Origin of the sequence: Collinsella aerofaciens (assembly GCF_019131995.1) — a bacterium.
Classification (GTDB): domain Bacteria; phylum Actinomycetota; class Coriobacteriia; order Coriobacteriales; family Coriobacteriaceae; genus Collinsella; species Collinsella aerofaciens_S.
In genome coordinates this window covers 45635-69152 of sequence record NZ_JAHONA010000010.1, presented here as the reverse complement: position 1 = coordinate 69152, position 23518 = coordinate 45635, and the positions used below count along the sequence as shown (strand labels likewise).

Annotated in this window: 36 protein-coding genes and 2 tRNA genes; 35 read left to right on the top strand and 3 right to left on the bottom strand. The window is 66.3% G+C overall.

Annotation, left to right across the window (positions count from 1 at the left end):
* The first annotated feature begins 20 nt into the window (after positions 1 to 20).
* Both KSY82_RS04970 and KSY82_RS04965 read left to right on the top strand, forming a co-directional pair.
* Positions 21 to 96, top strand: a tRNA-Lys gene (locus tag KSY82_RS04970).
* A 43-nt stretch (positions 97 to 139) separates the two neighbouring features.
* Positions 140 to 215: transfer RNA gene (locus KSY82_RS04965), tRNA-Lys, on the top strand.
* A 159-nt stretch (positions 216 to 374) separates the two neighbouring features.
* Here the strand turns inward: KSY82_RS04965 and KSY82_RS04960 are convergent.
* The 3 genes from KSY82_RS04960 to KSY82_RS04950 form a co-directional block, all read right to left on the bottom strand.
* On the bottom strand, positions 375 to 1613 hold the full coding sequence (locus tag KSY82_RS04960; RefSeq protein WP_217750417.1) for a site-specific integrase: 1239 nt from the start codon (positions 1611 to 1613) through the stop codon (positions 375 to 377).
* A 163-nt stretch (positions 1614 to 1776) separates the two neighbouring features.
* Complete coding sequence (locus tag KSY82_RS04955; protein ID WP_217750416.1) at positions 1777 to 2718, bottom strand: Abi family protein; 942 nt, start codon at positions 2716 to 2718, stop codon at positions 1777 to 1779.
* Positions 2719 to 2891: 173 nt separating this feature from the next.
* On the bottom strand, positions 2892 to 3281 hold the full coding sequence (locus KSY82_RS04950; protein ID WP_217750415.1) for a helix-turn-helix transcriptional regulator: 390 nt from the start codon (positions 3279 to 3281) through the stop codon (positions 2892 to 2894).
* A gap of 145 nt (positions 3282 to 3426) precedes the next feature.
* Between KSY82_RS04950 and KSY82_RS04945 the strand changes: the two genes are divergently transcribed.
* The 33 genes from KSY82_RS04945 to KSY82_RS04785 all read left to right on the top strand — a co-directional run bounded on the left by KSY82_RS04945 (position 3427) and on the right by KSY82_RS04785 (position 23475).
* Positions 3427 to 3657 (top strand): helix-turn-helix domain-containing protein, encoded by a 231-nt coding sequence (locus tag KSY82_RS04945; protein WP_195520541.1) that lies wholly within the window; start codon positions 3427 to 3429, stop codon positions 3655 to 3657.
* Positions 3658 to 4106: 449 nt separating this feature from the next.
* Positions 4107 to 4307 (top strand): helix-turn-helix transcriptional regulator, encoded by a 201-nt coding sequence (locus KSY82_RS04940; RefSeq protein WP_195520542.1) that lies wholly within the window; start codon positions 4107 to 4109, stop codon positions 4305 to 4307.
* Positions 4308 to 4812: 505 nt separating this feature from the next.
* Positions 4813 to 5043: a hypothetical protein gene (locus KSY82_RS04935; protein ID WP_117563949.1), complete on the top strand. Its 231-nt coding sequence runs from the start codon at positions 4813 to 4815 to the stop codon at positions 5041 to 5043.
* Entirely contained in the window at positions 5043 to 5201 is a 159-nt protein-coding gene (locus KSY82_RS04930; protein ID WP_006235497.1) for a hypothetical protein, read from the top strand. The genes KSY82_RS04935 and KSY82_RS04930 overlap by 1 nt, the downstream gene beginning before the upstream one ends.
* A gap of 10 nt (positions 5202 to 5211) precedes the next feature.
* Positions 5212 to 6468 carry a ParB/RepB/Spo0J family partition protein gene (locus KSY82_RS04925; RefSeq protein WP_217750414.1) on the top strand — a complete coding sequence of 419 codons (1257 nt, stop codon included), beginning with the start codon at positions 5212 to 5214 and terminating at the stop codon, positions 6466 to 6468.
* On the top strand, positions 6461 to 6817 hold the full coding sequence (locus tag KSY82_RS04920) for a hypothetical protein (RefSeq protein ID WP_217750413.1): 357 nt from the start codon (positions 6461 to 6463) through the stop codon (positions 6815 to 6817). The genes KSY82_RS04925 and KSY82_RS04920 overlap by 8 nt, the downstream gene beginning before the upstream one ends.
* Positions 6804 to 8000 carry a tyrosine-type recombinase/integrase gene (locus KSY82_RS04915; RefSeq protein ID WP_217750412.1) on the top strand — a complete coding sequence of 399 codons (1197 nt, stop codon included), beginning with the start codon at positions 6804 to 6806 and terminating at the stop codon, positions 7998 to 8000. The genes KSY82_RS04920 and KSY82_RS04915 overlap by 14 nt, the downstream gene beginning before the upstream one ends.
* Positions 7993 to 8664 carry a DUF6291 domain-containing protein gene (locus tag KSY82_RS04910; protein ID WP_217750411.1) on the top strand — a complete coding sequence of 224 codons (672 nt, stop codon included), beginning with the start codon at positions 7993 to 7995 and terminating at the stop codon, positions 8662 to 8664. The genes KSY82_RS04915 and KSY82_RS04910 overlap by 8 nt, the downstream gene beginning before the upstream one ends.
* Entirely contained in the window at positions 8661 to 9002 is a 342-nt protein-coding gene (locus KSY82_RS04905; protein WP_217750410.1) for a hypothetical protein, read from the top strand. Before KSY82_RS04910 ends, KSY82_RS04905 begins: the two co-directional genes overlap by 4 nt.
* Positions 9003 to 9030: 28 nt before the next feature.
* Positions 9031 to 9402 (top strand): hypothetical protein, encoded by a 372-nt coding sequence (locus KSY82_RS04900; protein WP_217750409.1) that lies wholly within the window; start codon positions 9031 to 9033, stop codon positions 9400 to 9402.
* Positions 9399 to 9605 carry a hypothetical protein gene (locus tag KSY82_RS04895; RefSeq protein ID WP_217750408.1) on the top strand — a complete coding sequence of 69 codons (207 nt, stop codon included), beginning with the start codon at positions 9399 to 9401 and terminating at the stop codon, positions 9603 to 9605. Before KSY82_RS04900 ends, KSY82_RS04895 begins: the two co-directional genes overlap by 4 nt.
* A complete protein-coding gene (locus KSY82_RS04890) occupies positions 9590 to 10174 on the top strand; it encodes a WDGH domain-containing protein (protein WP_217750407.1) in 585 nt (194 codons plus the stop codon). The genes KSY82_RS04895 and KSY82_RS04890 overlap by 16 nt, the downstream gene beginning before the upstream one ends.
* A gap of 135 nt (positions 10175 to 10309) precedes the next feature.
* The gene (locus KSY82_RS04885; protein WP_217750406.1) at positions 10310 to 10573 is read left to right on the top strand and encodes a hypothetical protein; all 264 of its coding nucleotides are present in this window, start codon (positions 10310 to 10312) and stop codon (positions 10571 to 10573) included.
* Positions 10574 to 10699: 126 nt separating this feature from the next.
* The gene (locus tag KSY82_RS04880; RefSeq protein ID WP_217750405.1) at positions 10700 to 10951 is read left to right on the top strand and encodes a hypothetical protein; all 252 of its coding nucleotides are present in this window, start codon (positions 10700 to 10702) and stop codon (positions 10949 to 10951) included.
* Positions 10952 to 10954: 3 nt separating this feature from the next.
* Complete coding sequence (locus KSY82_RS04875) at positions 10955 to 11200, top strand: hypothetical protein (RefSeq protein WP_217750404.1); 246 nt, start codon at positions 10955 to 10957, stop codon at positions 11198 to 11200.
* Entirely contained in the window at positions 11190 to 11507 is a 318-nt protein-coding gene (locus tag KSY82_RS04870; protein WP_217750403.1) for a Lar family restriction alleviation protein, read from the top strand. The genes KSY82_RS04875 and KSY82_RS04870 overlap by 11 nt, the downstream gene beginning before the upstream one ends.
* Positions 11508 to 11586: 79 nt before the next feature.
* A complete protein-coding gene (locus KSY82_RS04865) occupies positions 11587 to 11853 on the top strand; it encodes a hypothetical protein (RefSeq protein WP_217752368.1) in 267 nt (88 codons plus the stop codon).
* 119 nt (positions 11854 to 11972) lie between these two features.
* On the top strand, positions 11973 to 12425 hold the full coding sequence (locus KSY82_RS04860) for a sigma factor-like helix-turn-helix DNA-binding protein (protein ID WP_195445418.1): 453 nt from the start codon (positions 11973 to 11975) through the stop codon (positions 12423 to 12425).
* A gap of 514 nt (positions 12426 to 12939) precedes the next feature.
* The gene (locus tag KSY82_RS04855) at positions 12940 to 13347 is read left to right on the top strand and encodes an HNH endonuclease (RefSeq protein ID WP_196032886.1); all 408 of its coding nucleotides are present in this window, start codon (positions 12940 to 12942) and stop codon (positions 13345 to 13347) included.
* 155 nt (positions 13348 to 13502) lie between these two features.
* Positions 13503 to 14513 (top strand): DUF4417 domain-containing protein, encoded by a 1011-nt coding sequence (locus KSY82_RS10535; protein ID WP_217750402.1) that lies wholly within the window; start codon positions 13503 to 13505, stop codon positions 14511 to 14513.
* 103 nt (positions 14514 to 14616) lie between these two features.
* On the top strand, positions 14617 to 15165 hold the full coding sequence (locus KSY82_RS04845; protein WP_196032889.1) for a hypothetical protein: 549 nt from the start codon (positions 14617 to 14619) through the stop codon (positions 15163 to 15165).
* Between the two features lie 16 nt (positions 15166 to 15181).
* Positions 15182 to 15397, top strand: coding sequence for a hypothetical protein (locus KSY82_RS04840; RefSeq protein ID WP_195445425.1), 216 nt, complete (start codon positions 15182 to 15184; stop codon positions 15395 to 15397).
* Between the two features lie 71 nt (positions 15398 to 15468).
* On the top strand, positions 15469 to 15852 hold the full coding sequence (locus KSY82_RS04835) for a P27 family phage terminase small subunit (protein WP_217750401.1): 384 nt from the start codon (positions 15469 to 15471) through the stop codon (positions 15850 to 15852).
* A gap of 7 nt (positions 15853 to 15859) precedes the next feature.
* Positions 15860 to 17287: a DEAD/DEAH box helicase family protein gene (locus KSY82_RS04830; protein WP_217750400.1), complete on the top strand. Its 1428-nt coding sequence runs from the start codon at positions 15860 to 15862 to the stop codon at positions 17285 to 17287.
* An 83-nt stretch (positions 17288 to 17370) separates the two neighbouring features.
* Entirely contained in the window at positions 17371 to 18792 is a 1422-nt protein-coding gene (locus tag KSY82_RS04825; protein WP_217750399.1) for a phage portal protein, read from the top strand.
* On the top strand, positions 18789 to 19670 hold the full coding sequence (locus tag KSY82_RS04820; protein WP_217750398.1) for a VG15 protein: 882 nt from the start codon (positions 18789 to 18791) through the stop codon (positions 19668 to 19670). The genes KSY82_RS04825 and KSY82_RS04820 overlap by 4 nt, the downstream gene beginning before the upstream one ends.
* Before the next feature lie 185 nt (positions 19671 to 19855).
* Positions 19856 to 20416 carry a heavy metal transporter gene (locus KSY82_RS04815; RefSeq protein WP_195445430.1) on the top strand — a complete coding sequence of 187 codons (561 nt, stop codon included), beginning with the start codon at positions 19856 to 19858 and terminating at the stop codon, positions 20414 to 20416.
* A 13-nt stretch (positions 20417 to 20429) separates the two neighbouring features.
* On the top strand, positions 20430 to 21368 hold the full coding sequence (locus tag KSY82_RS04810) for a hypothetical protein (protein ID WP_217750397.1): 939 nt from the start codon (positions 20430 to 20432) through the stop codon (positions 21366 to 21368).
* A 10-nt stretch (positions 21369 to 21378) separates the two neighbouring features.
* The gene (locus KSY82_RS04805; RefSeq protein WP_217750396.1) at positions 21379 to 21798 is read left to right on the top strand and encodes a hypothetical protein; all 420 of its coding nucleotides are present in this window, start codon (positions 21379 to 21381) and stop codon (positions 21796 to 21798) included.
* A gap of 17 nt (positions 21799 to 21815) precedes the next feature.
* Entirely contained in the window at positions 21816 to 22148 is a 333-nt protein-coding gene (locus tag KSY82_RS04800) for a hypothetical protein (RefSeq protein WP_217750395.1), read from the top strand.
* Complete coding sequence (locus KSY82_RS04795; RefSeq protein ID WP_217750394.1) at positions 22141 to 22464, top strand: hypothetical protein; 324 nt, start codon at positions 22141 to 22143, stop codon at positions 22462 to 22464. Before KSY82_RS04800 ends, KSY82_RS04795 begins: the two co-directional genes overlap by 8 nt.
* 9 nt (positions 22465 to 22473) lie before the next feature.
* Complete coding sequence (locus KSY82_RS04790) at positions 22474 to 22842, top strand: hypothetical protein (RefSeq protein WP_217750393.1); 369 nt, start codon at positions 22474 to 22476, stop codon at positions 22840 to 22842.
* Complete coding sequence (locus tag KSY82_RS04785) at positions 22843 to 23475, top strand: phage tail tube protein (RefSeq protein ID WP_217750392.1); 633 nt, start codon at positions 22843 to 22845, stop codon at positions 23473 to 23475.
* Positions 23476 to 23518: the final 43 nt, after the last annotated feature.

Genomic DNA, 23518 nt, shown 5'->3' with positions numbered 1-23518 from the left:
TCTTGCTTCGTGTTGATATCGGGTCGTTAGCTCAGTTGGTAGAGCAGGGGACTCTTAATCCCAAGGTCCAGGGTTCGACCCCCTGACGGCCCACCACACGATATCTCCGCTAAAGTCCGCCACAACGGACTTTAGCTTTGGGTCGTTAGCTCAGTTGGTAGAGCAGGGGACTCTTAATCCCAAGGTCCAGGGTTCGACCCCCTGACGGCCCACCAAAGAACGCACAGGTCAGCGCTTCGGCGCTGACCTTTTTTGTTTACCGAGAAGCCGAATCATAACCGTCCGTTACCGTTCGTGTTTTACGCCCCCTGCCGTTTATGCGCGGCAGGGGGCGTTTTATGCATTTTGCAGGTAGTGGACCTAGAAAATGCAATTTAGAGCGTCTCGGCGCTGCGACCGGTGCCATTAAAACCGCCGTCCGCGCCGCCGCCCTCGACGATCTGCAGGGCGCGCCCGACCTGCCTGGCGGCCTTCTCGCGCTCCGCGAGGCCCGGCTTTATGTAATGGCGATAATCTGTCCCCAGGTCCGTATGACCGTGCAGATCCATGATGCTCAGGGGGTCGACCTCGGTCGCCGCCATGATGGTCTCGGACGTGTGGCGCAGGGCCTTGGGCGGGATATACCGCAGGTCATGGCGTGCGCACATGCGCCGCCAGGCGCGCACGAGGTTGTCGCCGCGCATGTTGACGATGCGCTGCCCGCTCCACTCGCGCACCTGCTCCGTAACCGAAGTGCCGCCCTCGACGGTTATGCTCGGGCGCAACTCGTCCATGATCTGGTGCAGGCGCTCGCGGCCTGCCAATAAAACCGGCACGGTGCGCACGGAATGGGCGTTCTTGGTCTCCTTCACGCCGTCCTCGTCCGTGTACGCGCGGCAGACCTCGATGTACTCAGATATCGTCGGCTGGCCCGTGGCGAAGTCGTAAGTCGTGGTGACCTTGAGGTCGCACGGGCGCACGGCAAGTGCCTCCTCCTTGCGCAGCCCGCTCAGGCCCAAAATCAAGTAGGCGTTCATGATCAGGTCCGCGCGGTCGTCGCTGGCGGCGAGTCTGCGCAGCGCCTCGGCGGCCTCGGGGATGCTCCACGGCTCCACGGGCGCCTGCCTGGCCTTGGGCGCGATGACGCGGCGGCGGAAGGGTTCCACCGTCACCCAGCCGTCGTCGAAAGCTCGGCGCATGACGGCGCGCAGCGTGGTCTTGGTCTTGGCCGGCGCGCCCGAGCGCTCGATACAGCTGCGCATCATGTCGTGGGTTATCTCGGAGATGTCGATGCTCCCCAGTACGGGGGAGATGTAGTTTTCCATCTGGCCGTCGTACTCGCGCAGGCTCGCCTTTGAGCGCGGCTTTCCGCGGTTGCTGGGTGAGTCGCGGAAAACTCCCCAATAATACATATCAAGCGTGACGCCCGCGTGCGCCGCCTGGGACACGCCGAGCTCCTGCGCGAGCTGCGCGATGGCGATATCGGCCTCGGTCTCCGTGCCGTATACGGTGCGCGACACGCGCCGCACGTGGCCGTCTGCGCGGAAGCCAGCCTGCACGCGGATCACCCACTTGCCGGGCGCGACCTCGCGCTTCGACCCGAGTTTTGACCTTGAAGTATCGTTGGTTGCCATATAATGGTCCTGCCTTTCCTTTTTTGCCGGAGGGCATATGCCCCGTGCGGATCCGCCAAGATTGCCGCACGGGGTTTCTTTATATCTTGAGCCGTCAAAGAATCTTTGACGGCTAGGGCGCCCGCTTGGGTTTTTCCGGAAAAACCGAAAAACCCTGCCGTGCCTAGGCCTCGAAGAGCGTCCCGTCTTCAGATCGCTTGAGCAGCTCGACAAAGCCTATCTCCTTCAAGACGTGCTTAATCGCGTATGCCTTCACGTATCTCGTGAGCAGCGTCGTGAGATCGCGAATGAACGACGAGAACTCTGCAGGCGTGAGGTAGCGCTCGAGCATCCACACCATCTTTATGTAGTTGACGCTTTTCCTGCCGCCGACCCGGGCGCAATAGAGCCGCTCGTCGTGGGCGCAGACGTTTCGGAACTTAACGAGCGTCTCGATCGACACTATCGCCTTCTTCTCGTCGAAGTATCCCAGGCGCTTCGATCCGGTTCTGCCGGTCGAGGCGACAATCATCTTGCACACGCCCCTCTGCTCCGCCGGTTTCATGAGGTTGAAGAAGTGCTCGATGTTGCCGAATGTCAAGTCGTTAACGAGCACCCAGAGCGGGACGGACCCGTAGGTATCCCGATAGTGGCTCACGAAACCAGAATCGCTCTTCTCCGCCCGTCTCCCGAGTATCCCCGTGAGCCCCGAGACCTCCTTCGCATATTCCGTTCCGTCCGATGTCGGCACGAATTCCTGTTCGCTGCAGAAACTTGACTGAAGGAGGTAGTCGTTCGGTGACCTGTGCGCCTCGGAAAACGTATAGGCGACGGCGGTCTTAACCTTTGCCTCGGCGAGAATGAGATACCTGAACGTCAGCGATCTCAGCTCGCGGTCGAACGTATAGAGAGCGCAGAGGTCTGAAAACTTGGAACCCTCGACATAGCGGTCCTCTCCCGCCTGGGCGGTTCGCTCAGCGTCGATGAAGGGGTCCTTGTATCCATTGACGATGGAGTAGTAGCCCTCGCGCATAAGAACCTCGGGGGTCTTCTCGTCGACTTTCATCCCTCGCGCCTGGAGCAGGTCTACCTGCTCCTGAATGGTCCGAAATGGTTTTGCTCCCATTTGTGCTCCTAAATGAAGAAAGGCGGCCGTCCTGATGGACAGCCGCCTTTCCGCAGGACGCGGGTCCCGTAGGATCCCCGCGTCAATACCGCTGTCCTGTACTTTAACGATTTGTCGGCCCCGGGTCAATCGTTGCAAGATAATTCCGTCCGGTCCGGGGTCACGGACGGTCCCTACGCGGACCTTACTTGATCTGCTTCCAGCCCTTCGATTTCAGGCGCTGCAGCCTGATTTTGGGACAGCTCGGCCTGGTCGCGTGCCGTCTCCAGGATCTTCGAGCGCCTCTTCTCGGTGCTCTGCCGGTAGCAGTAGAGCAGCTCGCCCTCCTCGGGGTCGAGGTCATCGGCGGCACCATCGTTGAGGCCGGGCGGCCATCCGCATAGGTCGTTGGGCGTGCATCCGAGTACCTGAGCGCATCTGAAAGCATCCTCAAGGAGAATCGGCGTTTCGCCACGTTCCCAAGAGCCATATATGCGAGCGGTCGTGCCAACAAGTTCCGGCATCTGGTTTTGCTTTAGACCCTTGGCTTCTCTAAGGGCCCTTAATCGAAGAGAAAAGTTCATATTTCGTACCTCCTTAGATAGGAGTGTACCAATTAGTTAGATAAACGTGTACGAAATCCGTATTTAATTGTTGACAAGTACGAGATACGTAGTAATCTAATTAGCGAGATACGAAATCCGTACTTTTCAGATTAAGGAGGTACACATGACGGACGTTAAAGAGTCTTTTGCTCATAACTTGCGCATCTTCATGGCTCACGCCGACATCAAGACCGCCGAGGAGCTTTCCGCGGCATCGGGCGTGTCGGTCTACAGCATCCGCAACTATCTGGCCAAGGCCTCGACGCCTTCGCTCGAGAGCCTTGCGGCGTTGGGGTTGGCACTCGGATGCACGCCCAACGACCTGATGGGCTGGAACACGGACGAGGCCGCATAGGGATGGGGGAGGAGATGGAAAGTCGTGAGAGAGATGCGGAGCCCCGGCGGTTCCGGTCTCGGGGGCGGTTCGGTGCGCAACCCTCGCCGCCTCCCTAGCCGGGTCGTTATCCGCCATCCTGCACGGTTATCAGACCAGATCCCGCCCGGATTTCCCCGTGCCTGCCCTATATCCCATTTATGACTGCCAATCGGGAGAGGGACTGGAGAGCCTCGGCGGGACTTTCGGTAGCCCGCGGTCTGGCTGCCTCGCCGCGCGTCGTTGCGCCGACGCCTTCGGCTCGGGCTTTTCCGGCTTCCGTATGCCGGGCGGGGCCCTACTTTACGGCGGCCCGCGTCCTCAAAACTGCCTTCAAGGAGATGGCTCCCTTCCGTCGGTTGACAGGACGCTTGGATTGTACCGCCGTGAGCAGCGGATTGAAAGCGACTACAGGAAAGAGGTTACGGGCTATGGCGACACGAAACGCGATTGCGCGGCTGCGCAGGGAGGCCGGTCTCTCCCAGTACCGGCTCGCCGTCATGGTCGGCGTGACCGAGAGGACGGTCTGGAACTGGGAGCGCCGGGGAATAGCCGACGCGAAGTACGGGGCGGCCAAGCGGCTCGCGAGGGCGCTGGGCGTGCCCATGGAGGATCTGGAGGAAGAGGAATGACGGGCTCGCGAATGACCCGGGCGCTGCTCGCCTCGGCCGTCGTGATGGACGCCGCGGGGTGGGCATGCACCGCGCAGGGGGCCTACGGCTTGGCGCGGGGCTGCTTCGCCGCTGCGCTGCCGTTCATCGCAGCGTGGGCGGTCGGGTCGCTCCGCGACTGACGGCGGGCCCGCCACCGTCTCTTCGATTCCCTTCCAAGGAGGTTCCCATGGGTTTCATTCTCGCACTCTCCTTCGCGTTCCTGTTCGGCGTCGGCCTCGGCCTCATGCGCCGCTGACGGCTGGCCCGCCCCCGTCGCGCCACGGGTCTCGCCCCCACGCCCCCATTCCGCGGGGCCCGTGGCGCGACGGGGCCGGACCCCCTACTTCCGGCCCATATGGTGCCGCCGCCGACTTGGCGGGGCGGCGGCACCGCTCCCTTTGGCGGGGGAGCGCCCTCCGGCTGCATCTATCGGTGCGGCCCTCCGGCAAGGGATTGGCCCTATTACATGTGAAAGGAGAAGGCCATGTGGATGTCGATAGCCAAGGGCGCGCGTTACGCCTGCTGCGACAACGTCACGTTCCGCGCGATGGTCATGCAAGGGGTCATCCCGCGCTACCCGTCGCTCAACCCCAACAGCTCGCGCGAGGTGGTGCGCAGCGAGGACATCGACGCCGCCATCATGGCGCGCGGCGCGGTCCCTGCGCTGCCCTCGCCAGACTGCGTGCCGGCGCGCCGACCGAGGCGGGTGGCGTGATGGGCGACCTGGTCTGGGAGGCGGGCTGCCGCCTCGGCGCGTGGTGGGACTCGCTGCCCGAGCGCGTGCGCAGCGTCGTGTGCGCCGTGGCGCTCATCGGCCTGATCGCCGTCGCCGGCGCCATCGAGGGGACCGCGCCGAGCGGGATGTACTACTAGGAGGTTAGATATGCAATTCGAGAAGAAGTCTGTGCGCCTGGGCGACATCCGCCCGAGCGGGCAGAACCCGCGCGAGGACTTCGGCGACATCGGCGCCCTGGCCCGCAGCATCGAGGCGACCGGCGGCGAGCCGCTGAACCCGCCCGTGGTCGTGGCGGACGGCAACGTGTTCCGTATCGTGGACGGCGAGCGCCGCTACCGCGCGCTGTCGTCGATCTACGGTGAGGACCGCGAGGTCTCCGCGCTGGTGGCGGAGAGCATGGACGAGGCAAACGAGCTCGTGGCCATGCTCGCCACCGACGACAAGCGCCAGCTGACCGAGGCCGAGCGCGCCCGCGGCGTGCAGCAGATGCTCGTGCTGGGCGTCGACGAACAGCGCATCGAGCGCGCGAGCCGCGCCACCGCCGGGCAGATCCGCGCTGCGCGCAGGCTGCGCGGTCGCATCGACGCGGGCGCGCAGGTGACGCTGGAGCAGCTCGAGGCCGCGAGCGCCTTCGAGGACGAGAAGGACATCGAGGCGGTCCTCGCCGCAGGTGACGGCTGGGCGGGCAAGGCCGACGGCATCCGTCGCCGCATCGAGCGCGAGGAGGCCAAGGCGGAGGACTACGACGCCTTCGGTGACGCGGGCATCCCCGTGGTTAAGGAGAAGCCGGAAGGGTTCACCTACAAGGACTGGGCCAACTGCGGCCTCGCTGCCGAGAAACTCGAGAAGAAGGAGTTTGCCGCCGGAACCGTTGCCGTGTGGAAGGGCAGCTACTGGGACCTTTACGGGCCGCAAGACGGCTCGGACGCCGAGCCCGAGAAGACCGAGGAGGAGATCCTCGCCGAGCAGGAGGCCGCGCGTGAGGAAGCCGCGCTCAACGACCTGTACAGGAGCCTGATCGGCTTCGTGGCGTCCGGTGCCTTTGCCATGTCCAAGGACCTCATGGCGTGCGTGTGCGCTGACCGTGGGGACCCGGCCGCGCTGCTCGCGGCGATGGGCGGTGACAGCCTCGTCGAGAACGATGAGCGCTTCGGGGCCGTGCGCGACGAGTTCGCCCGCAACCTCAAGGCGTGCAGGCCCAGCGAGTACGAGGCCGGCTGCTGGCTCATGGCGGCGGCAAAGGACATGGCCCAGCTCAACAACCGCTGGGGCGGCGACGACGCGGAGGCGTGGCTCGACCACTATGACATCTTCTGCTCCGCGGGCTTCGAGCCCGGCGAGGAGGACGTGTGGCTCATGGAGAGGGTGCAGGCGAGCGCCAAGGAGGAGGAGAAGGATGAGTAGCGAGAAGAGGGTCAGGGTGACGGTCGAGGCGTGCGGCGAGGCCCGCGCTTTCGAGTGCCGCGGCGCGGCACTCTCGACCGTCAACGTCGACGGCTCCGGCAACTCATGCTTCGTGGGCTCGGCCAGCCTCGGTGGCCTGTTCGCGCTCACCTGCGAGTGCATCGATGTGCTCTGTGCGGCCTTCAGCCAGGCGGGCGTCTCGGACGAGCACGCGCGCAAGCTCATGCTCATGGCTGCGCTCGGTGCCGACCCCCACGGGCACGCCGACAGCGTCCAGATCACCGACCTTGACGCGCGCATGGAGATCCGCGACATGGCGGCGGAGCTGGGCGTCGATGCCGACTTCTAGCGAGCACCGGGCGGTCGTGCAGCGCGGGACGGACGGCCGCTGGTTCGCCCGCCCCTACATGGGCACCGACCGCGTCACGGGCAGGCGGATCAGGCCGTACAGGTCGTGGGACGCGGAGCTGACACGCGAGCAGGCCCAGGAGGAGTGCGACAGGTGGGCGGCCACGTTCGACCCTTCCTCCGCGCGGGACAGCTCGAAGCGCCTGTCCTCGATGCTCGAGACGTACATCTCCGACCCCGTCAACGGCCTGTCCGACAACTCGGTGGCGACGTACCGCAGCGTGGTCAGGACGATGGTGGAGCCGACCATCGGGCGGCTTCCCTACGACCAGCTTGAGCCATGGGACGTGTCGGCGGCGTACCGCATGCTGCTCGCGCCCAGGACGGGGAAGGGGCTGTCGCCCAAGACGCTGCTCAAGATGCACGCGCTGCTGAAGGGCGCCTACCGCTCGTGGCGACCGGCGCTGGGCCGCGACATCATGCTCGACGTGCCCGCGCCCTCGCCCGACCCCGTTGAGCCGTTCGCGCTTTCCGAGCTCGACACCGACGAGCTCTCCCGCGCGCTGGTCTCCGCCATGTCATCGCGATCCGCCTCGGGAGCCAACATCTCGCGGCGCACCGAGGCCATGGCGGTCTACCTCGCCCTCAACACGGGGCTGCGCTGCGGGGAGATCTGCGGCCTGCAGCGCCGAGACTGGCGCCGCGCCCTGCACGACCTGCACGTGGTGGGGCAGGCGGTCGAGCACCCCGAGCTTCACCGGCAGGCCTACACCAAGGGACGGCGCGTGCGCAACGTGGCGCTCGCGCCGGCGGTGGAGGCCCAGATGCGGCGCCACCTGGAGTGGCAGGACACGTGGCTCACGAGGAAGGGCCCGGCGGCGCTGGTGGTGACCTTCGGGCCCGCCGGCGCCATCGCGCGCCCGAGCACCGTGACGAGCCGCTTCAAGTCGCTCGTGAGGGACCTGGGGCTGCCGGAGGAGACGGTGTTCCACTCCCTGAGGCACACGCACGCCTCGTGGCTGCTCATGAACGGGTTCGACATGAGGACCATCCAGGAGCGCCTTGGGCACGCGAGCGTCAAGACGACGCTCGACATCTACGGCTCGGTCATGCCGGGCCGCGACCAGGCCGCCGCCGCGGCCTTTACCGATTCGATATCACACGGAGGTGAGACGGATGAATAACTTCAACTTCAACAGGGACTTCTACGAGGGCTGCCGTGCCCTGGGCGACAGGGAGGGCATGGCGCTCGCCAGGGCGATGCTGCGCTACGGCTACGAGGGCGTCGAGCCCAAGCTGAAGCCGACGACCATGGCGGCGTTCACCTTCGCAAGGGGCCGTATCGACGCCATGGTCAACGGCAGTCTCGGGGGGCAGGCGAGGGCCGCCAAGGCAGGCGGCATTGCCGCTACCCAAGGGGGTAGCCAAGGGGGTAGCCAAGGGGGTGGCCGACCCAGCGGGCGAGGGGGTAGCCGACAGAAAGAGAAGGAGAAGGAGATAGCCCTAGCGGGCTATAGCGCGGCCCGCCAAGCGCCCGATGATTTCGAGCCCCCGTCGGCGGAGGACGTGGAGGCGTACTTCGCCGCCAACTGCCTCCGGGGCGACGCCCGCCAGTTCTTCGACCACTACGCCGCGCAGGGCTGGACGCTGCCGAGCGGCCTGCCCGTGACCGATGTGTGGGCGCTCGCCCGCAACTGGAGCCGCAAGCAGGTCGGCTTCGATGCGGACCGCAAGGCGCGGGGCGGGCAGACCTCCCAGGAGGTCGAGCGCGCGGCGGTGTGGCAGCCCGTGAAGACCGATGACGAGCTCATAGCCGAGCTCGAGCGCCAGATAGCGGAGGCGTCATGATCACGCTCATGGAGATGCTCAGGAACGAGAAGGCCGACCCCGCCCACGGCCGGCCGCTCGACATAACGCGCATCTACATGGCGAACGTCATGTCGAGCAGGGAGGCCGTTCTGCTGGCCAAGAAACAGAAGCTTGCCGCGGCGCGTGCCAGCCGGAAGCAGAAGGCCGACCTGTACGAGGACATCGCCAAACTCGCGCGCGGCAAGGAGCCAAGCTGGAGGTATGCCAAAGGTGTGCCAACGGCGGCCGGGCAGCTGGGCCAGCAGGCGATGGGGTTCCCGCCGCTAGAGGGCGGAAACGACGCCGTCGGGGAAGCCCCCGGCGCAAAGAACACCTAATTCTTTTGAGATTGAGAGGAGAGAGGTTTTGACCGAGATCTCAGCGGTGATGAGGGCCTACCGAGACGCCCTCGACAGGCACCGGATTCCCTGGGCCGACGACACGCAGGACACGGGGCCGGTGGGCGGCTACCGGATGCGAATCGAGCGCACCAAGACCATCCTTGACGGGCACGAGGTGAGCGTGATCTGGGGCTACCAGTCCCTGCCCGTGGACGAGCCCGACGATTCCGCCGGCGAAGGCGAGGAGACCGAGATGAAGGTCTGGACCGTCGGCATAACCGCCGGCTATCCCGACTACCTTGAGGTGATGTACGACCCGATTTGCGCGGATCCGTTTGTGGCCGCGCCCGGCGACATACTTGCGGAGGTATTCGGCGTGAGGGGTGAGTCGCGATGAGCTACGCGTGCGGACCTGCCGACTGGATCGACCTCGCCATCGGCAGGCTCGAGGACGCGAAGAGGTCGCTCAGGGAGTGCGACAGACTGCGACAGGGGTGCGACATCTGCGGCGAGCTGCGCCAGGCGAGGCGATGCCTCAACAAGGCGCTGATCATGGTCGCGCAGGAGAAGGAGATCGAGAAGGATTGGAGCACGAAGTGAGAGACAGAAACGAGTGGTTCAAGGACGTTAAGAGGCTCATGCGGGGCCTCAAAGTCGAGACCGTAGAAAACCCCTTCGCGTGGCCGACTGTCACGAGCGTCACCGACGGGGAGGATGTCCTGTATGCGCTCGGGCTTCATCCGTCCCGTGATGTCGGCGGCATTGTGAACGTCTACATCGATGAGGTGCGTGAACTCGTCCGGCTCATAGAGCCCGAGCCCGTCACGGGCTCCACGTCGGACGGATACCACACGTTCGACGAGCTCTACCACCACCGGGCGGTGCTGTTCTCGGTGATCGTGGCCATGTTCCGCGGGCTCTCGTGGAAGTCGCTCCACCACCATGACGGGACGATGTACGACGGCATGTTCATCGTGGGCATCGACACGCCCGCCGGCCCCGCCACGTACCACTACGACGTCGAGCCTTACTGGGACATGTTCCCGTGCAGGGTGCTCGACCGAGCGCCCGAGTGGGACGGGCACACGCCGGACGACGCGATCGAGCGCATCGGCACTCTGCGGGACCTCCTGCAGGCGGAGGTCAAGGAGGAAGGGAGCGAGAAATGAGTGAAGCGCCAAAGATGTACACCTGCTCTTGGTGCGGGAAGCCGACTCCGAACTATAGGGAGTACTCGCATCCGATGGCTGGCATTCTCGGCGAGTCGGGATACTCGGTATGTGACGAGTGCCTAAGGATGGCGAATGAGCTGCTATTTCTGCGGCGGGTCCCACATCGCCTCCATCCACTCTGCCCCCGACCGTGGTGGCTGCAACTGGTCCGTGGGCTCCATGACGCTGATGCGCCGATACGACGGCGAGCCGATCGTCAGGGTCGAGCTGGATACCAGCGTGATGCTAGACGTCTCGGTCAACGGCTCGTGCGGCGACTGTGTCAGCGCCGACGTGACGGCGGACGCCTACATCGAGGACATCAAGTACTGCCCGTTCTGCGGAGAGGAGCTTTAAGTGAACGAGAGCTATAAGGATTTGAAGGCATATCTGCTCAACGAGATCGCCGAGGACGCTGGAGACCGTCGCCATGGTCGGCAGGCTCGTGCCCTGGTTTCTGGAAAGTAATGGGTGTGAGGACAAATGAACCGCAAGGACGTGACCGCCGATCTGTCCGAGAAGGTGGCCAAGAAGCTCCGCAGGCAGTTCGCCATCGTCGCGCAGGAGGTCTGGGTCGATCCCGACCATAGGGTCGACTTCGTGGCGTTCTCTCCGGGCAGTGGAGGGCGGAATGCGGCGCTCGAGCACGGGAAATTCGTATTCGTCGAGGTCAAGTCGTGCATGGCGGACTTCAAGAGTGGCCACGGCCTCACGTTCCTCGGCGACGAGAACTAGCTCGTGTGTCCCCGGGACCTCGCACACGAGCTGTACGATGAGCGTCTCCTGCCGTTTGGCGTGCAGGTCTACTGCCCCGACAACGGCGGCGCCCTGCGGCTTACGTACGACCTTCGGATGCAAGCCGCGAAGAGCCTGAGGGAAGATTCGACACTCTGCCTGCTCTGGGCGATGCTGATGGACTCGTACTCGAGGTGGCGAACGACGTGGGATGTGTTCAACGAGACAGGAGTGAGTTATGACCTTTAACGATGTCGAGTTCAAGGCGTGCCCCCGGTGCGGGGTCGAGCCCAAGATGGAGGACGTGCGCGAGCGTTCCCTGACCAAGCCCAACGTGATGAGCGTGAAATGCCCCGCCTGCGGGATGTCGAACAGCATCGCGTGGGGAAGCATGGACCTGCCGCCGTTCCGCCAGGCGGTGGCCATGCTCGCGCACGGTCGGGCAGACGCGCCGCGGGTGACGGCGTCGCAGATCGGGGAGACGGAGCGGAGGGCGCGGGCGCTAGAGCGCGACCGGGCCCGCGCGCTCAAGAGGTCGAGGAGGGCTAGGCAATGAGGTTGTTTGAGAAGCTGCGGCGGATTCTCGTCGAGAACCGCCGCGTGCGCAAGAGCATCGAGGCGCGTCGCGCCTGCAGGTGCAGAAGGTCGATGAGATGACCGTGATGTGGGACGTGCAGGAGAGGAACTGCGCGGTCTGCGGGAGGATCTTCATCCCGCAGGCGCCGAAGGCCAAGTACTGCTCGGAGGACTGCCGGCGAAAGCACGAGCAGGACCGCGCGAAGGAGGCTAGGCGCAGGGGCGCCAGGCCGAAGAGCGACAAGGTCGACCGTTACCTGGCGCCCACGGGCCCGGCGCACGATGAGATCATGGCCATGCGCCGCGAGGTCGCGATGAGATATTGAGTTTCCGCAGGTAGATATATAATTAAGGCCGCTGGCGTTGGAGCGCCGGCGGCCTTTGGCAAAGACGCCTCCCGGCATCCTCTATATGGCGTAGAGCATGGTACCACGCGGGAGGTCACATGGACGCAAGGGAATATCTGGAGACTGTACGGGCCGCCCAGCGCGGCATCGACCGCCGCCTGGCGGTCATCGAGTCGATGCAGGCGCGCGAGCAGGTCCGCGCCCAGCGCTACGACGCCGTGGGCAAGGGCGCGCACGGGACGGACTTCATGCGCTCGACGGATGACAGGATCGACTATGAGCGCCGCAGCGGCGCGGAGCTGTCGGAGCTGCGGCGCGAGGTGGAGCGCGGGCGCGAGCTCTGCGCGGGCGTGCGCTCGGCCAACCCCGGCAAGCGCTGGGGAGACGTGCTGGAGCTGCGCTACTGCGAGGACCGCACGCTGCAGGAGATCGCGGGGACGCTGGGCGTATCGGTGAGGTCGGTGAACTCCGACCTGTGTGCCGCCCTGGACTGGACGGATATGGTCGGTCTGGCGGCCGCCCGATCGGGTCTTGGCCGCGCTGCAGTCTGAGCCGCATATATCTCTATCGTTGCCCGTCGGCCCCGCGCCGGCGGGTTTCTCTTTGCCTACGGACTGCGCGCGATTGCACGCGGTTGCACGCGGTTGCACACAATTGCCTACAGTTGCACGCGATTGCACACAATTGCACACCGTTGCACGTTGCGATTGGGATATAACTAGGGTGTCGATTCGCAGCGCCGCCCGCGCGGGTGTGCGGGTCGGATGTGCGTGGAAGCACAGATGAGTGGCCGGGGTTCCCTTCAGCAGTTCAGGGACTCCGGCCTTACTATTGCGTTTAATTCAATAGGGGATGATGCCCGTGGTCAGCCGAGAGTACATCGCGCGATCCGCCCGCCGCCACGACACGGTCATGGCGTGGGCGTTCCGCCGCGCCCTGGGGGTCACGGCGGCGCCCCGCCGCCGACCGGGGGGTGCCGGGGGCGTGCGCCTGGAGGCGTTGCGCTACGGGGGCATCGAGGCGTGCATGTCCAACCGAGGGCGCTCCCCGGTGGAGTGGTAGGGGATGGGCAACCCGCGCAAGGCCAACGGCGCCCGCCGCCGCCATGTCGTGCGGTGGCTCCGCTCGCAGGGCAGGCCCTGCTGGATATGTGGGCTACCCATAGACTACGGGGTGCCGCCGGGCAACCCCGGGGCCTTCGAGTGCGATGAGCTCGTCCCGGTCAGCCGCGGCGGATCGCCCTTCGACCGCGACAACGTCGCCGCCGCGCACCGCTGCTGCAACAACTGGCGCCGCGCCCGCAGCGTCGCCGAGGTCTCGGCCGTACGCCGCGCCCTCCGCGAGCATCTCGCCGCGTGGAACTCTCCTGAGTCCTTCGTCGAGCTGTGCAAGGCGCTCAAGTCCGAACGTATTCCCTTTATTAGTCCCCCGTCCGCGCCCGAGAAACAGCCGCGGCAAACGACCTCATGGTAGGGGATGCGCCCCGGCGCTCGACCCCACGGGGGTCTTTTGACGGATGGAGGCAGGCCACCATCCCGCGCCAGGGCCGCAATACCCCCGAATACGCTTTTTTACGGAAGTCAAGCCAAAACCGCAGCTAAACCGAGAAAAACTAGGCGGGTGTGTACGTGAAGATACACGACATCGTCCCATATGAGCGAAACGCCCGGCACAACGCCTCCGCCGTCCCCGTGGTCGCCGACTCCATCAAGGAGTTCGGGCTGCGCGGGACCATCGGCCTGGAGAGCCGCGAGCGCCCGGTTATTGTATGGGGGCACACGCGCGTCGAGGCCTGCAGATTCCTGGGGTGGGACGAGATCCCCGACTCCAAGATCGAGTACTGCGACGACCTGACCGACGATCAGATCAAGGCCTTCCGCATCGCCGACAACAAGACCGGCGAGGTGGCGACCTGGAACAAGTCGATGCTGCGCGAGGAGGTCCGCAGCCTCAAGGACTTCGATATGTCGAGGTTCGGGCTGGACTTCAAGAGCAAGCGGCTCGACTACGGCCACGAGCGCCTGAGGACGGACGACGCGTACAACCTGCGCCTCGTCAGCCGATCCGACTGCGGCCGCGACGGCATGCCCCGCATGAAGCGGTGCATGGCCAAGCCGGCGGACATGATCGGGTTCAACTACGCCAAGAGCACCCCCGAGGCCGACAAGGCCGGCCGCTGCTGCCACTTCTTTATCGACGACTACCAGTTCGAGCGCGTGTGGGCACGCCCCGCCGCCTACCTCGAGTGCCTGCGCGGCTTCGACTGCGTCCTCACGCCCGACTTCTCGCTCTACCTCGACATGCCCGATGCCATGCAGCGGTGGAACCGCTACCGCTCCCAGGCGCTCGGCCACTGGTGGCAGGAGCAGGGCCTCCGTGTAGTCCCGACCCTGTCGTGGGCGCAGCGCCGGAGCTTCCGCTTCGCGTTCGACGGCGTCCCGCGCCGCTCGACCGTCGCCGTGTCGACCGTCGGCGTGAAGGGGGACGAGAACGCCCTGGCCGTCTGGCGCGAGGGCATGGCGGAGGCAATGAGTCGCCTGGAGCCCGCGCGCGTGCTGCCCTACGGCGGCGACATTGGATTCGATTTCGGCGGCTGCGAGGTCGTCGAGTACAAGGGAGGCGGTTTCCGTGGGAGGTAGGGGCTCATACTCTTACTCCGGCAAGCGTTCAGCCAAGGACGGATCGACACTGTCAGCCTACGCGGTCGCATCCCTGAACAAGGGCACTGCTGGGGGAACGACGGTGGAGTCTGCCATAGCCCGCTTTCGCGAGCAGCTGATGGACAATAGGTACGAGCACTCGGCCTATATCGATGACGCGGGATATGTCCATGCGCTGGGGTCGACTGGTAATGAAGGGTCGACCAGAGTCGCACCGCTGTCCGCCGTCGCCCATGAAAAGGGCGTCTCGACGATTATCCATAACCATCCTCATGGCGGCGCGGACGGCCGCAAATGGGGAGGCCCGCTTTCCGGCGGCGACCTGGAATACATCGCCTCGGCCTACAACAGGAGCGGAGGACGCGTCAAAAGGATCGTCGCGACGTCGAACGAGGGGACCTATTCCGCGCTCGTGACGAAAAGCGTGAGCGGCAAGGCCGTCAAGTCTGCCGCAAAGCGAGCCGACGCTTCGGTCATGAGCAGGAAATACCAGAGCGAAATCGCGATGTGGAGAGCTATGAACAAGGCCTACACCTCGGAGTTTGCTAAAATAGGCATTGAGATCAGCTATGAGAAGCAACCGAAGAAAAGCGGGCTTCTCGTGACCCAGAAGACCGGCACCTATGCGTGATAGGGGTTGATGCCAGATGGCATACGACGTTGACTACGATTTCGAGTTTGACGAGGACGAGTTCGGCACGGCGATGATGCCCAACGGCGTCAAGTGGCGCGGGAACCTCTGCCTGCTTCCCAACGGCAGGTACCTCCCGCCGGGAAACTACCGCACCGAAGACGGCGGCGACATCATCTATGAGCCGCCCGAGCTGAGCCCGTACGCCGAGATGCTCTCGCAGTTCAGATAGGTTGCCGGTATTCAGGATTTTTTAAAGCCGTCCCCCAGGGGCGGCTTTTTTATGCCGATTGGAGGTGGCGGATGTCCCTCGAGAAGCCCGCCGCGGTCGCCGGCGACCCCGTGAAGAGCGCCAAGTGGGACGAGCTCACGGCAGGCCGCTCGTTCACCCAGGCCGACGCTCCGACGCTCGCGCTGCTGTGCCAGTGGTACAAGATCGTCGAGCTCGCCCAGGACGAGCTGGACAGCTTCGGCGAGCAGACCGCCTACCAGAACGACATGGGGGACCTGAAGTCCTTCCCGCAGATAGCGACCCTGAAGACCGCGTCGGCGGAGATCAGGCAACTCAACAAGCAGCTCGGCATAACCGACGGCCACGAGGGGGTGCCAGATGTCCGGAACGTCCAGACCAAGCTCTTCTCGATCGCCGAGCGCCACGAGGCGCGGAAGGCAAGAGCCGCGGTATAGGGTCGCCGTGGGCGAGGCCGCCTACTCCGAGGGCGAGGACGCCGCCGAGCTGGGCGGGGACCTGGGCATGGAGCCCATCGAGTGGCAGTCGCTCGTGCTGTCCGACTGGTGCGCGTGCGACGCCGAGGGCCGACCAGCCTACGTCACGTGCGGCCTGGACGTGCCGCGCCAGAACGGCAAGAACGCCGTCATCGAGATATACGAGGTGTTCCGCCTGGCGGTCTGCGGCTGGCACATCCTCCACACCGCGCACCGCGTGAAGACCGCAAAGAAGGCGTTCAACCGACTCGTCCGCTACTTCACGGACAAGGAGCACCCCGAGCTCTCGTGCCTCGTCGAGAGGATCCGCCGCACGAACGGCGAGGAGGCCATCTACCTCACCAACGGCGGCTCCATCGAGTTCTCGGCGCGCACCAACGGAAGCGCCCGAGGCTTCGATGACATCCAGCTCGTCGTGTTCGACGAGGCGCAGGAGCTCACAGACCCCCAGTACGACGCCATCATGTACACGCTCGCCGCGTCCGCGACCGGCGAGCGCCAGATCATCTACACGGGCACGCCGCCCAACGAGGACTGCCCCGGCACCGTGTTCGCGCGCACGCGCGCGGCCATCCTGGCCGGCGACATCCCGAACACCGAGTGGTGCTCGTGGGCGACCGACGAGTGCCCGCGCCAGGACGCCACGTTCGACGACGTGGTGGACCTCATCTACGAATCGAACCCGAGCATGGGCATCATCCTGTCGCTCGACTTCACCCGCACGGAGTTCGCCGGCGGGTCGATCACCGGCTTCGCCCACGAGCGCCTGGGCTGGTTCAGCCCTGCCGCCATGCTCACGAGGGCCATCCAGCGGGAATCGTGGGACGGCGCGCTCATCGACGCCATCGGCGACCGGTACCGCGGCAAGAAGGCCTTCGGGGTGAAGTTCTCCAGGGACGGGTCGACCTACGCGCTGTCGGGCTGCAAGCTCGGCCAGCGCACGCTCAAGGGCAAGGCCGCCGTCGAGCTCATCAGAGTCGGAACGACCGCCGGCGGCGCCCGCGAGCTCGCCGAGTGGCTCTACGACCGCCGCGCGACCGCGTCGGTCGTCGTCATCGACGGCATGTCGGGCGCCGACGCGCTCATCGACCGCCTCGCGGAGATGAAGCCGCCGCGCGGCTACGTCGTGAGGCCGCAGACGCGCGACGTGGTCGCCGCCGCGGTCGGCTTCGTGGACGCGCTCAACGACGGCACGCTCGCGCACACCTACGACCCGACCCTCGAGGAGTCGGCGAGGAAGTGCGTCCGCAGGAAGATCGGGTCCAGGGGAGGATGGGGCTTCGGCTCCCCCGAGGACGCGACCGTGCCGCCCGAGCCGCTCGAATCTTGCTCGCTCGCGCTGTGGGGCGCGAGGACCACCAAGCGCAACCCGCGCAGGAAGCAGAGGACACTGTGATCCAGAGAATTGGGCGTGGGACCTCCGTTGAGACCCCGAACCTCGACGCCGTCCCCAAGCCGTACCGAGCCGCCGTGGAGGACATGTTCGACACCTGGGGCGACGTGTCGGCGCGAAACACCGTCCTCAAGCGCTACTACGAGATGAAGAACGAGATGAGGAGCCTCGGCATCTCCATCCCGCCCATGCTCGAGAAAGTCGACTGCGTCACCGGCTGGTGCGCCAAGGCCGTCAAGGCGCACTCCGTGCGCTCCGTCTTCGACGGCTTCGTCTTCGACGGCGCGGAGGATCAGGACCTCAAGCGCCTCGTGCGCAAGAACCGCCTGCGGTCGCTCTACCGGCAGGCGTGCTCGAGCGCCCTCACCTACGGCGTGTCGGCCATGACCGTCATGAAGGGCAGGCCGGGCCAGCCCGCGTCGATGGTGCGCGTGTTCAGCGCGAACCAGTTCTGCTGCCTGTGGGACAAGGACGAGGGCCGCATCCGCTGCGGCGTCGTCCTCGCCGACGTCGATCGGTCTGGCAACGCCTCCCGCTACGTGTGCCACTTCCGGGACGCGGTGCTCACGCTGGTGCGCATCGGCTCGGGCGGCGGACCCTACGAGTGGGATTGCGTGGTGGAGCCGAATCCCATGGGACGGCCGCTCATGGAGGTGCTCACCTACGACCCCGACCCCGACCGCCCGCTCGGCCACTCGATGCTCACGCCCGAGGTCCGGGGCATCGTCGACAAGGCCATGCGCGACGTGCTGCGCATGGAGGTCGGCGCGGAGTTCTTCACGTTCCCACAGCGATACATCCTCGGCGCCAAGGACGACCTCTTCTCCGTGAAGGACGGGGACGGGGACGAAGGCGAGGACGAGGGCGGCGACAGCGTGCCGTCGCCAATAGCCAAGTTCAAGGCATACGTCGGGTCGTTCCTCGCCATCACCAAGGACGAGGACGGCGACGTCCCGACCGTAGGGCAGTTCGCCGCGCCGACCGCCGACAACTTCACGCGCGTGTTCGAGAACGACGCGCAGCGGTTCTCCGGCGCGACCAACGTGCCGCTGGCACAGCTGGGCGTGCTGTCGAACACCTACACGTCCTCGGACGCCCTGGGCGCGGCGAACGACCCGCTCATCCTCGAGGTGGAGCAGATCAACGAGCACAACGCCGAGGCGCTCGAGACGATCGCGCAGATGATAATGGCGGTCAAGGACGACGTCCCGATAACCAGGCTCACCGACGAGCAGTGCGCCGTCCAGGCGTGCTTCAAGGACCCCTCGATGCCGACCATCGCCGCGCGCGCCGACGCCTGGACGAAACTCGGCGCCGCGGACGAGAGCATGGTGGGCACCCGCGTCTACTACGAGGGCGTGGGCCTGTCCCAGCCGACCATCGACCGCCTGGAGCGCGAAAAGCAGCAGGGCGGCGCCATCGCGTCGCTCAACGCCATGGCCGACACGATGGCCATCGAGGCCGCGAGGGCCGCGGCCCTGCCGCCAGCCGGCGGTGAGGCGGAGTGATACCGCGCGGGGACTTCGACCGCTACGCCCGCGCGCTCGGGATAAACGCCGACCTGCTGCAGGCGGCTGTCGCGCAGGCGATAGACGAGTGCGCGGGCCTCTACGGCGAGGAGCTCTACCGGGCGCTGGCGCGCACCTACGCGGCGCTCGTGGCCAAGTTCGGCTCGTTCGCCGCGGCGGCGGCCGTCGAGTTCTACGCCGCCATGCGCTCGGGCGCCGGCCCGGCGCAGGGATACGAGCCGCGGCAGTTCGACCCCGGCCACGGCGGGCTCCTCGCGAGCGACGTCGACGAGGCGCTGCGGACTTCCGCGACCGCCGCCGCCCTCGCGGCGAGGGCCGTGCAGCGCGCCATGGGCTACGCGGACGCCACGATCCAGGGCAACGCCATGGCCGACCCGGCACACCCGCGCTGGGCGCTGGTGCCGCACGCGGGCGCGTGCGACTGGTGCCGGATGATCGGGTCGCGCGGCTTCGTCTTCAAGAGCTCGGCGACCGCCGGCGCCGAGCGCCACCCGAGCTGCAGGTGCATACCGGTCGCCGACTTCTCCGACAGCCCCGCGCTCGACGGCTACGACCCTGCGGCGCTCTACGACGAGTACCGCGCTAAGCACCCCGAATGGGGTTCCCGCCGCACGGGATCGCGCGCCCGCCGCAGCGGCGGCAAGGTGGTCGCCGCATTCGTGGACGGGAAGAGGTTCGCCAGCATCGGCGACATCCAGAGGTACATGGAGGGGGCATCGTCCCCAGATGACCTCAAGGCCCGCATGGCCACCGCGAACAGGGCGGGGCTGGCAATGGGCTTCCAACCGGGGAGCCCCTACGCCAAGTCGCTCGCGCAGACCGCGGCGGGCGTGAGCAAGAGGCTCTCGGCCAAGTGAGGACGCCCCGTGGGAGGGCGGGCGCGACGCGCCATCAAGCGTCGCCGGCGAAGACACGCAACGCGCCGGCGGGAACACGAGGCCGCAGCCCGCACGGGAGGCGGCCTTTTCCATGCCAAAACACCGCCAGCGCCGCCGCACGGAGGCGCGAAGCGAGCCCCGCACGGGGCCGGAAGGAGTGCAAGATGCCTACCCAACAGCAAGCCAACAACGTGACCGATCCCGTCGAGCCCCCGCAGCCGGCGGCGCCGGCGGAGCCCGGCGGCGACCAGGGATCCGGGGCCCCACAGGAGCCGGCAGCGATCGACTGGAAGGCCGAGGCCGAGCGATTCAAGAAGGAGTCCCGCAAGTGGGAGGCCCGGGCCAAGGAGAACAAAGGCAAGGCCGACCTGTGGGACGCACAGGGCGCGCAGACGCCCACCGTCGAGTCCCTCAACGACGAGCTCAACGACCTGAAGGGCCGCCTCGCCGCATCCGAGGCCGAGCGCGAGCGCGAGCGCACGCTGGCGCGCGTGTCCCAGGCCACCGGCGTGCCGGCCGCGCTCATCCACGGCGACGACGAGGAGTCGATGACGGCCTCGGCAAAGGCCGTCGCCGACTTCGCCGAGTCGCGCCAGCCCGGATACCCGCTCGACAAGGGCGGCTCCGGCGGAGGCAAGAAAGTGAACAAGGAGTCCATCGAGTCCATCAAGGACCCCGCCAAGCGCATCATGGCCCGCGCCGCGCACATGGACCTCTACAAGTAAGAAAGGGGCAAACATGCCCGTACCCGCAAACATCTCCGACTCCACGGCCATCAACGCCTCGATGGACCAGGAGTTCATCCGCAACTTCGAGGGCGACCTCGACCGACTGCTCGAGGTCCTCGGCATCTTCGGCGCCGAGACCATCGCCGCCGGCACCACGCTCAAGATGCTCAAGGTGGCCGGCGAGCTCAACAACTCCAAGACCGCCGGATCCAAGGAGTCCGCCACCGGCGATAGCGCCGTCCAGCTGGGCTCCAGCTCCGGCACCGCCTACGTCGAGGGCGACGAGGTCGCGCTGTCCAAGTTCACCGCCACCTACGAGCCCGTCGGCGAGGCCGAGGCCTTCCCGTACCGCCGCATGACCACGCACAAGGCGATCCAGCAGTCCGGCTACGTCAACGCCGTGCTCAAGACAGACAAGCACATGGCCTCGCTCGTGCGCCGCAGCATCGTCTCGCAGTTCTTCTCCTTCCTGCTCAAGGGAACGGGCACGGCGACCGGCAAGGGCCTGCAGGCGTGCGCCGCTGCAGTCGACGCCAAGCTCGGCAACACCCTCGAGACCAACGGCGACGCCGCCGAGCGCGTCGTCCACTTCATCAACCGAGACGACGCAGCCGACTACCTCGGCAACGCGACCATCACCGACCAGAACCTGTTCGGCCTGACCTACCTCGAGAGCTTCCTGGGCCTCTCGGGCGTCTTCCTGACCAACCAGGTCGCCAAGGGAACCATGATCGCCACCCCCGCCGACAACATCCGCATCTTCGGCGTGGACTTCGGCGAGCTCGCGACCTCCGGCCTCACGTACACGGTCTCCGACTCCGGCCTGATCGGCGTCGCGCACACCCCGGCGTACGACCACGTGTCCGTCGAGACCAACGTGCTCGCCGGCGCGACGTTCTTCCCCGAGGTGAAGGACTACATCGTGAAGGGAACCATCACGACCAAGTAAGGAGGCCGACGTGGACGACTACGCGTTCGCTACGGTCGACGAGTACCGCATCGACACGGGGGACGCGGCGACCGACGAGGAACGCGTCGCTGCCGAGCTGTCGAGACAGAGCGCCAAGCTCCGCGCGACCCTCGGCATGTCGCGCTACCGCTCCCTGACGGGCGACGCCAGGGAGCTGGCCCGCGACCTGGTGACCGACGCGGCCCGCAAGAAGCTCGTCCAGCCGGCCTGCGCGCCCATGGGCGTGGAGGACCTCACCGGCGTCTCTCAGTCGAGCTTCACGGCCAACGGGTTCCAGGGGAGCTTCACCTACCAGAACCCGAGCGGCACTGCCTACTTCGACCGCTCGACGCTCACCGCGCTCAAGAGGCTCCTCGGACGCGGCCAGCGCATCGGCACCGTGTGCCCGAGCTACGGGGGCGGGCTGTGATGGGCGAGGAGGTGACGGTGCTTTCGAGCAAAGAGACGGGCAGGGACGCCATGGGCGAGCCTGTCGTCGAGTGGGAGGCCATCGTCGTCCCGGGATGCCTCGTGCGGCCCCTGGCCGGTTCTGATGTGGGGGATGCCGTACGGCCGGACGGCGTCGAGGCGAGCTACTCCATCGCGTTCCCCAAGACGTACGCGGGGCCGCCGCTGGCGCGCTGCCGCATCGCCCTGACGGGGCGCGGTATGCCCGCCGACCCCGATATCGCACTGCTGGTGGTCGGTTCCCCCGACGTCACGAACCCCTGCCCCACGGCGTGGAACATGACGGCGACGGCGGGGAGGGTCCATGGCTGACAAGATCAGGTTCGGGCGCTTCGTCCACAGCGACGCGGGCGTCATCGCCGTCACGAAGGGCGCGGGCGTCCGCTCCTGGGTGGCGACCGAGACCGCCCGCCTCGCGGCGAAGGCCAACGCCGCGGCCGCGTCGCACCACGTGCCGTCGGGCTACCGCAAGTCACTCGAGAAGAAATACCCGGGGACATTCGACGGCGCCCCCTACGTGGGCGTCGTCAAGTCGGGCTCCTGCGACACGCTCGGCGTCGTCCGCGCCGCGACCCCGGCCGGCGCATTCGACCAGAACCGCAACCACACGCTCGACCACCTGCTCTAAGGAGGGAACGTGCCGAGACTCAACGTGATGGGCGAGCTCAGGGCGATCCTCGAGTCCGCCCTGAGCGGCGTGCCCGTTCAGGTCGACCTGCCCGGGGAACGGCCGGGGACCGTCGTGGTGGTCCGCCGGTGCGGGGGCGCCCGGCAGGACGCGCTCGTCGACTCGCCGCAGGTCGAGGTCATCATGTGGGCCCCGACAGAGGCCAAGGCCGAGGAGCTCGCCGAGCTCGTGGGCGACGCGATGTCGCGCCTGCCGTTCGCGCGGGGCTTCTGCGCCTGCGAGGAGCTCGAGATGCGGACAGACTACGACTACCTCGCCCGGTCCCCGCGCTGGTACGCGCTGTACCGACTGAAGACATACCAACCGAAAGAAGGATAAATGGCATCCAACAACGAAGAGGCCAAGGTCGCCCTCGCGTCCGAGGACGCGACCCCGGCAGCCGACATCGACCCCTCGCTCGTAACCACCGGCTCACCCGTCGAGGGCGGCTGCGTGTACACGAGCTTCAAGGCCAACCCGACGCTCCCGGCCGACGCCACGACTAAGATCTCCACGCTCTCCGACCTCGTGTCGTTGGGCGACCTGTCGCCCGACGGCTTCACGGCCTCCAAGGGCGTGACGGTCAACGAGTTCAAGGGCTGGCACCAGTCCATCGTGCTCACCAAGGTCTCCGAGGAGAAGCACCAGTACAAGATGGTCTTCATCGAGTCCGTCCGCTCCTCCGTCGCCAAGCTGCGCTACGGCGCCGGCAACGTCGAGACGAACGAGGACGGAACGTTCAGCCACATCAAGGCCGTCGCCAACTCCGACGTGCGCGTCCCGCTCGTCATCGATGAGCTCGAGGACACGGGCAACCTCCGCCGCACCGTCATCCCGCGCGTCTCCATCGACTCCTATGACGACGTCGAGCACAAGCCCGGCGGACTGGTCCAGTACGGCTTCACCTTCACGGTCCTCAAGACCGCGGACAAGCCGCTGTTCGACATCTACCGTGCAAAGCCCGCCGCGTAGGCAGGGCCATAACGAGAACGCCGCCCCGGTTTTGCCGGGGCGG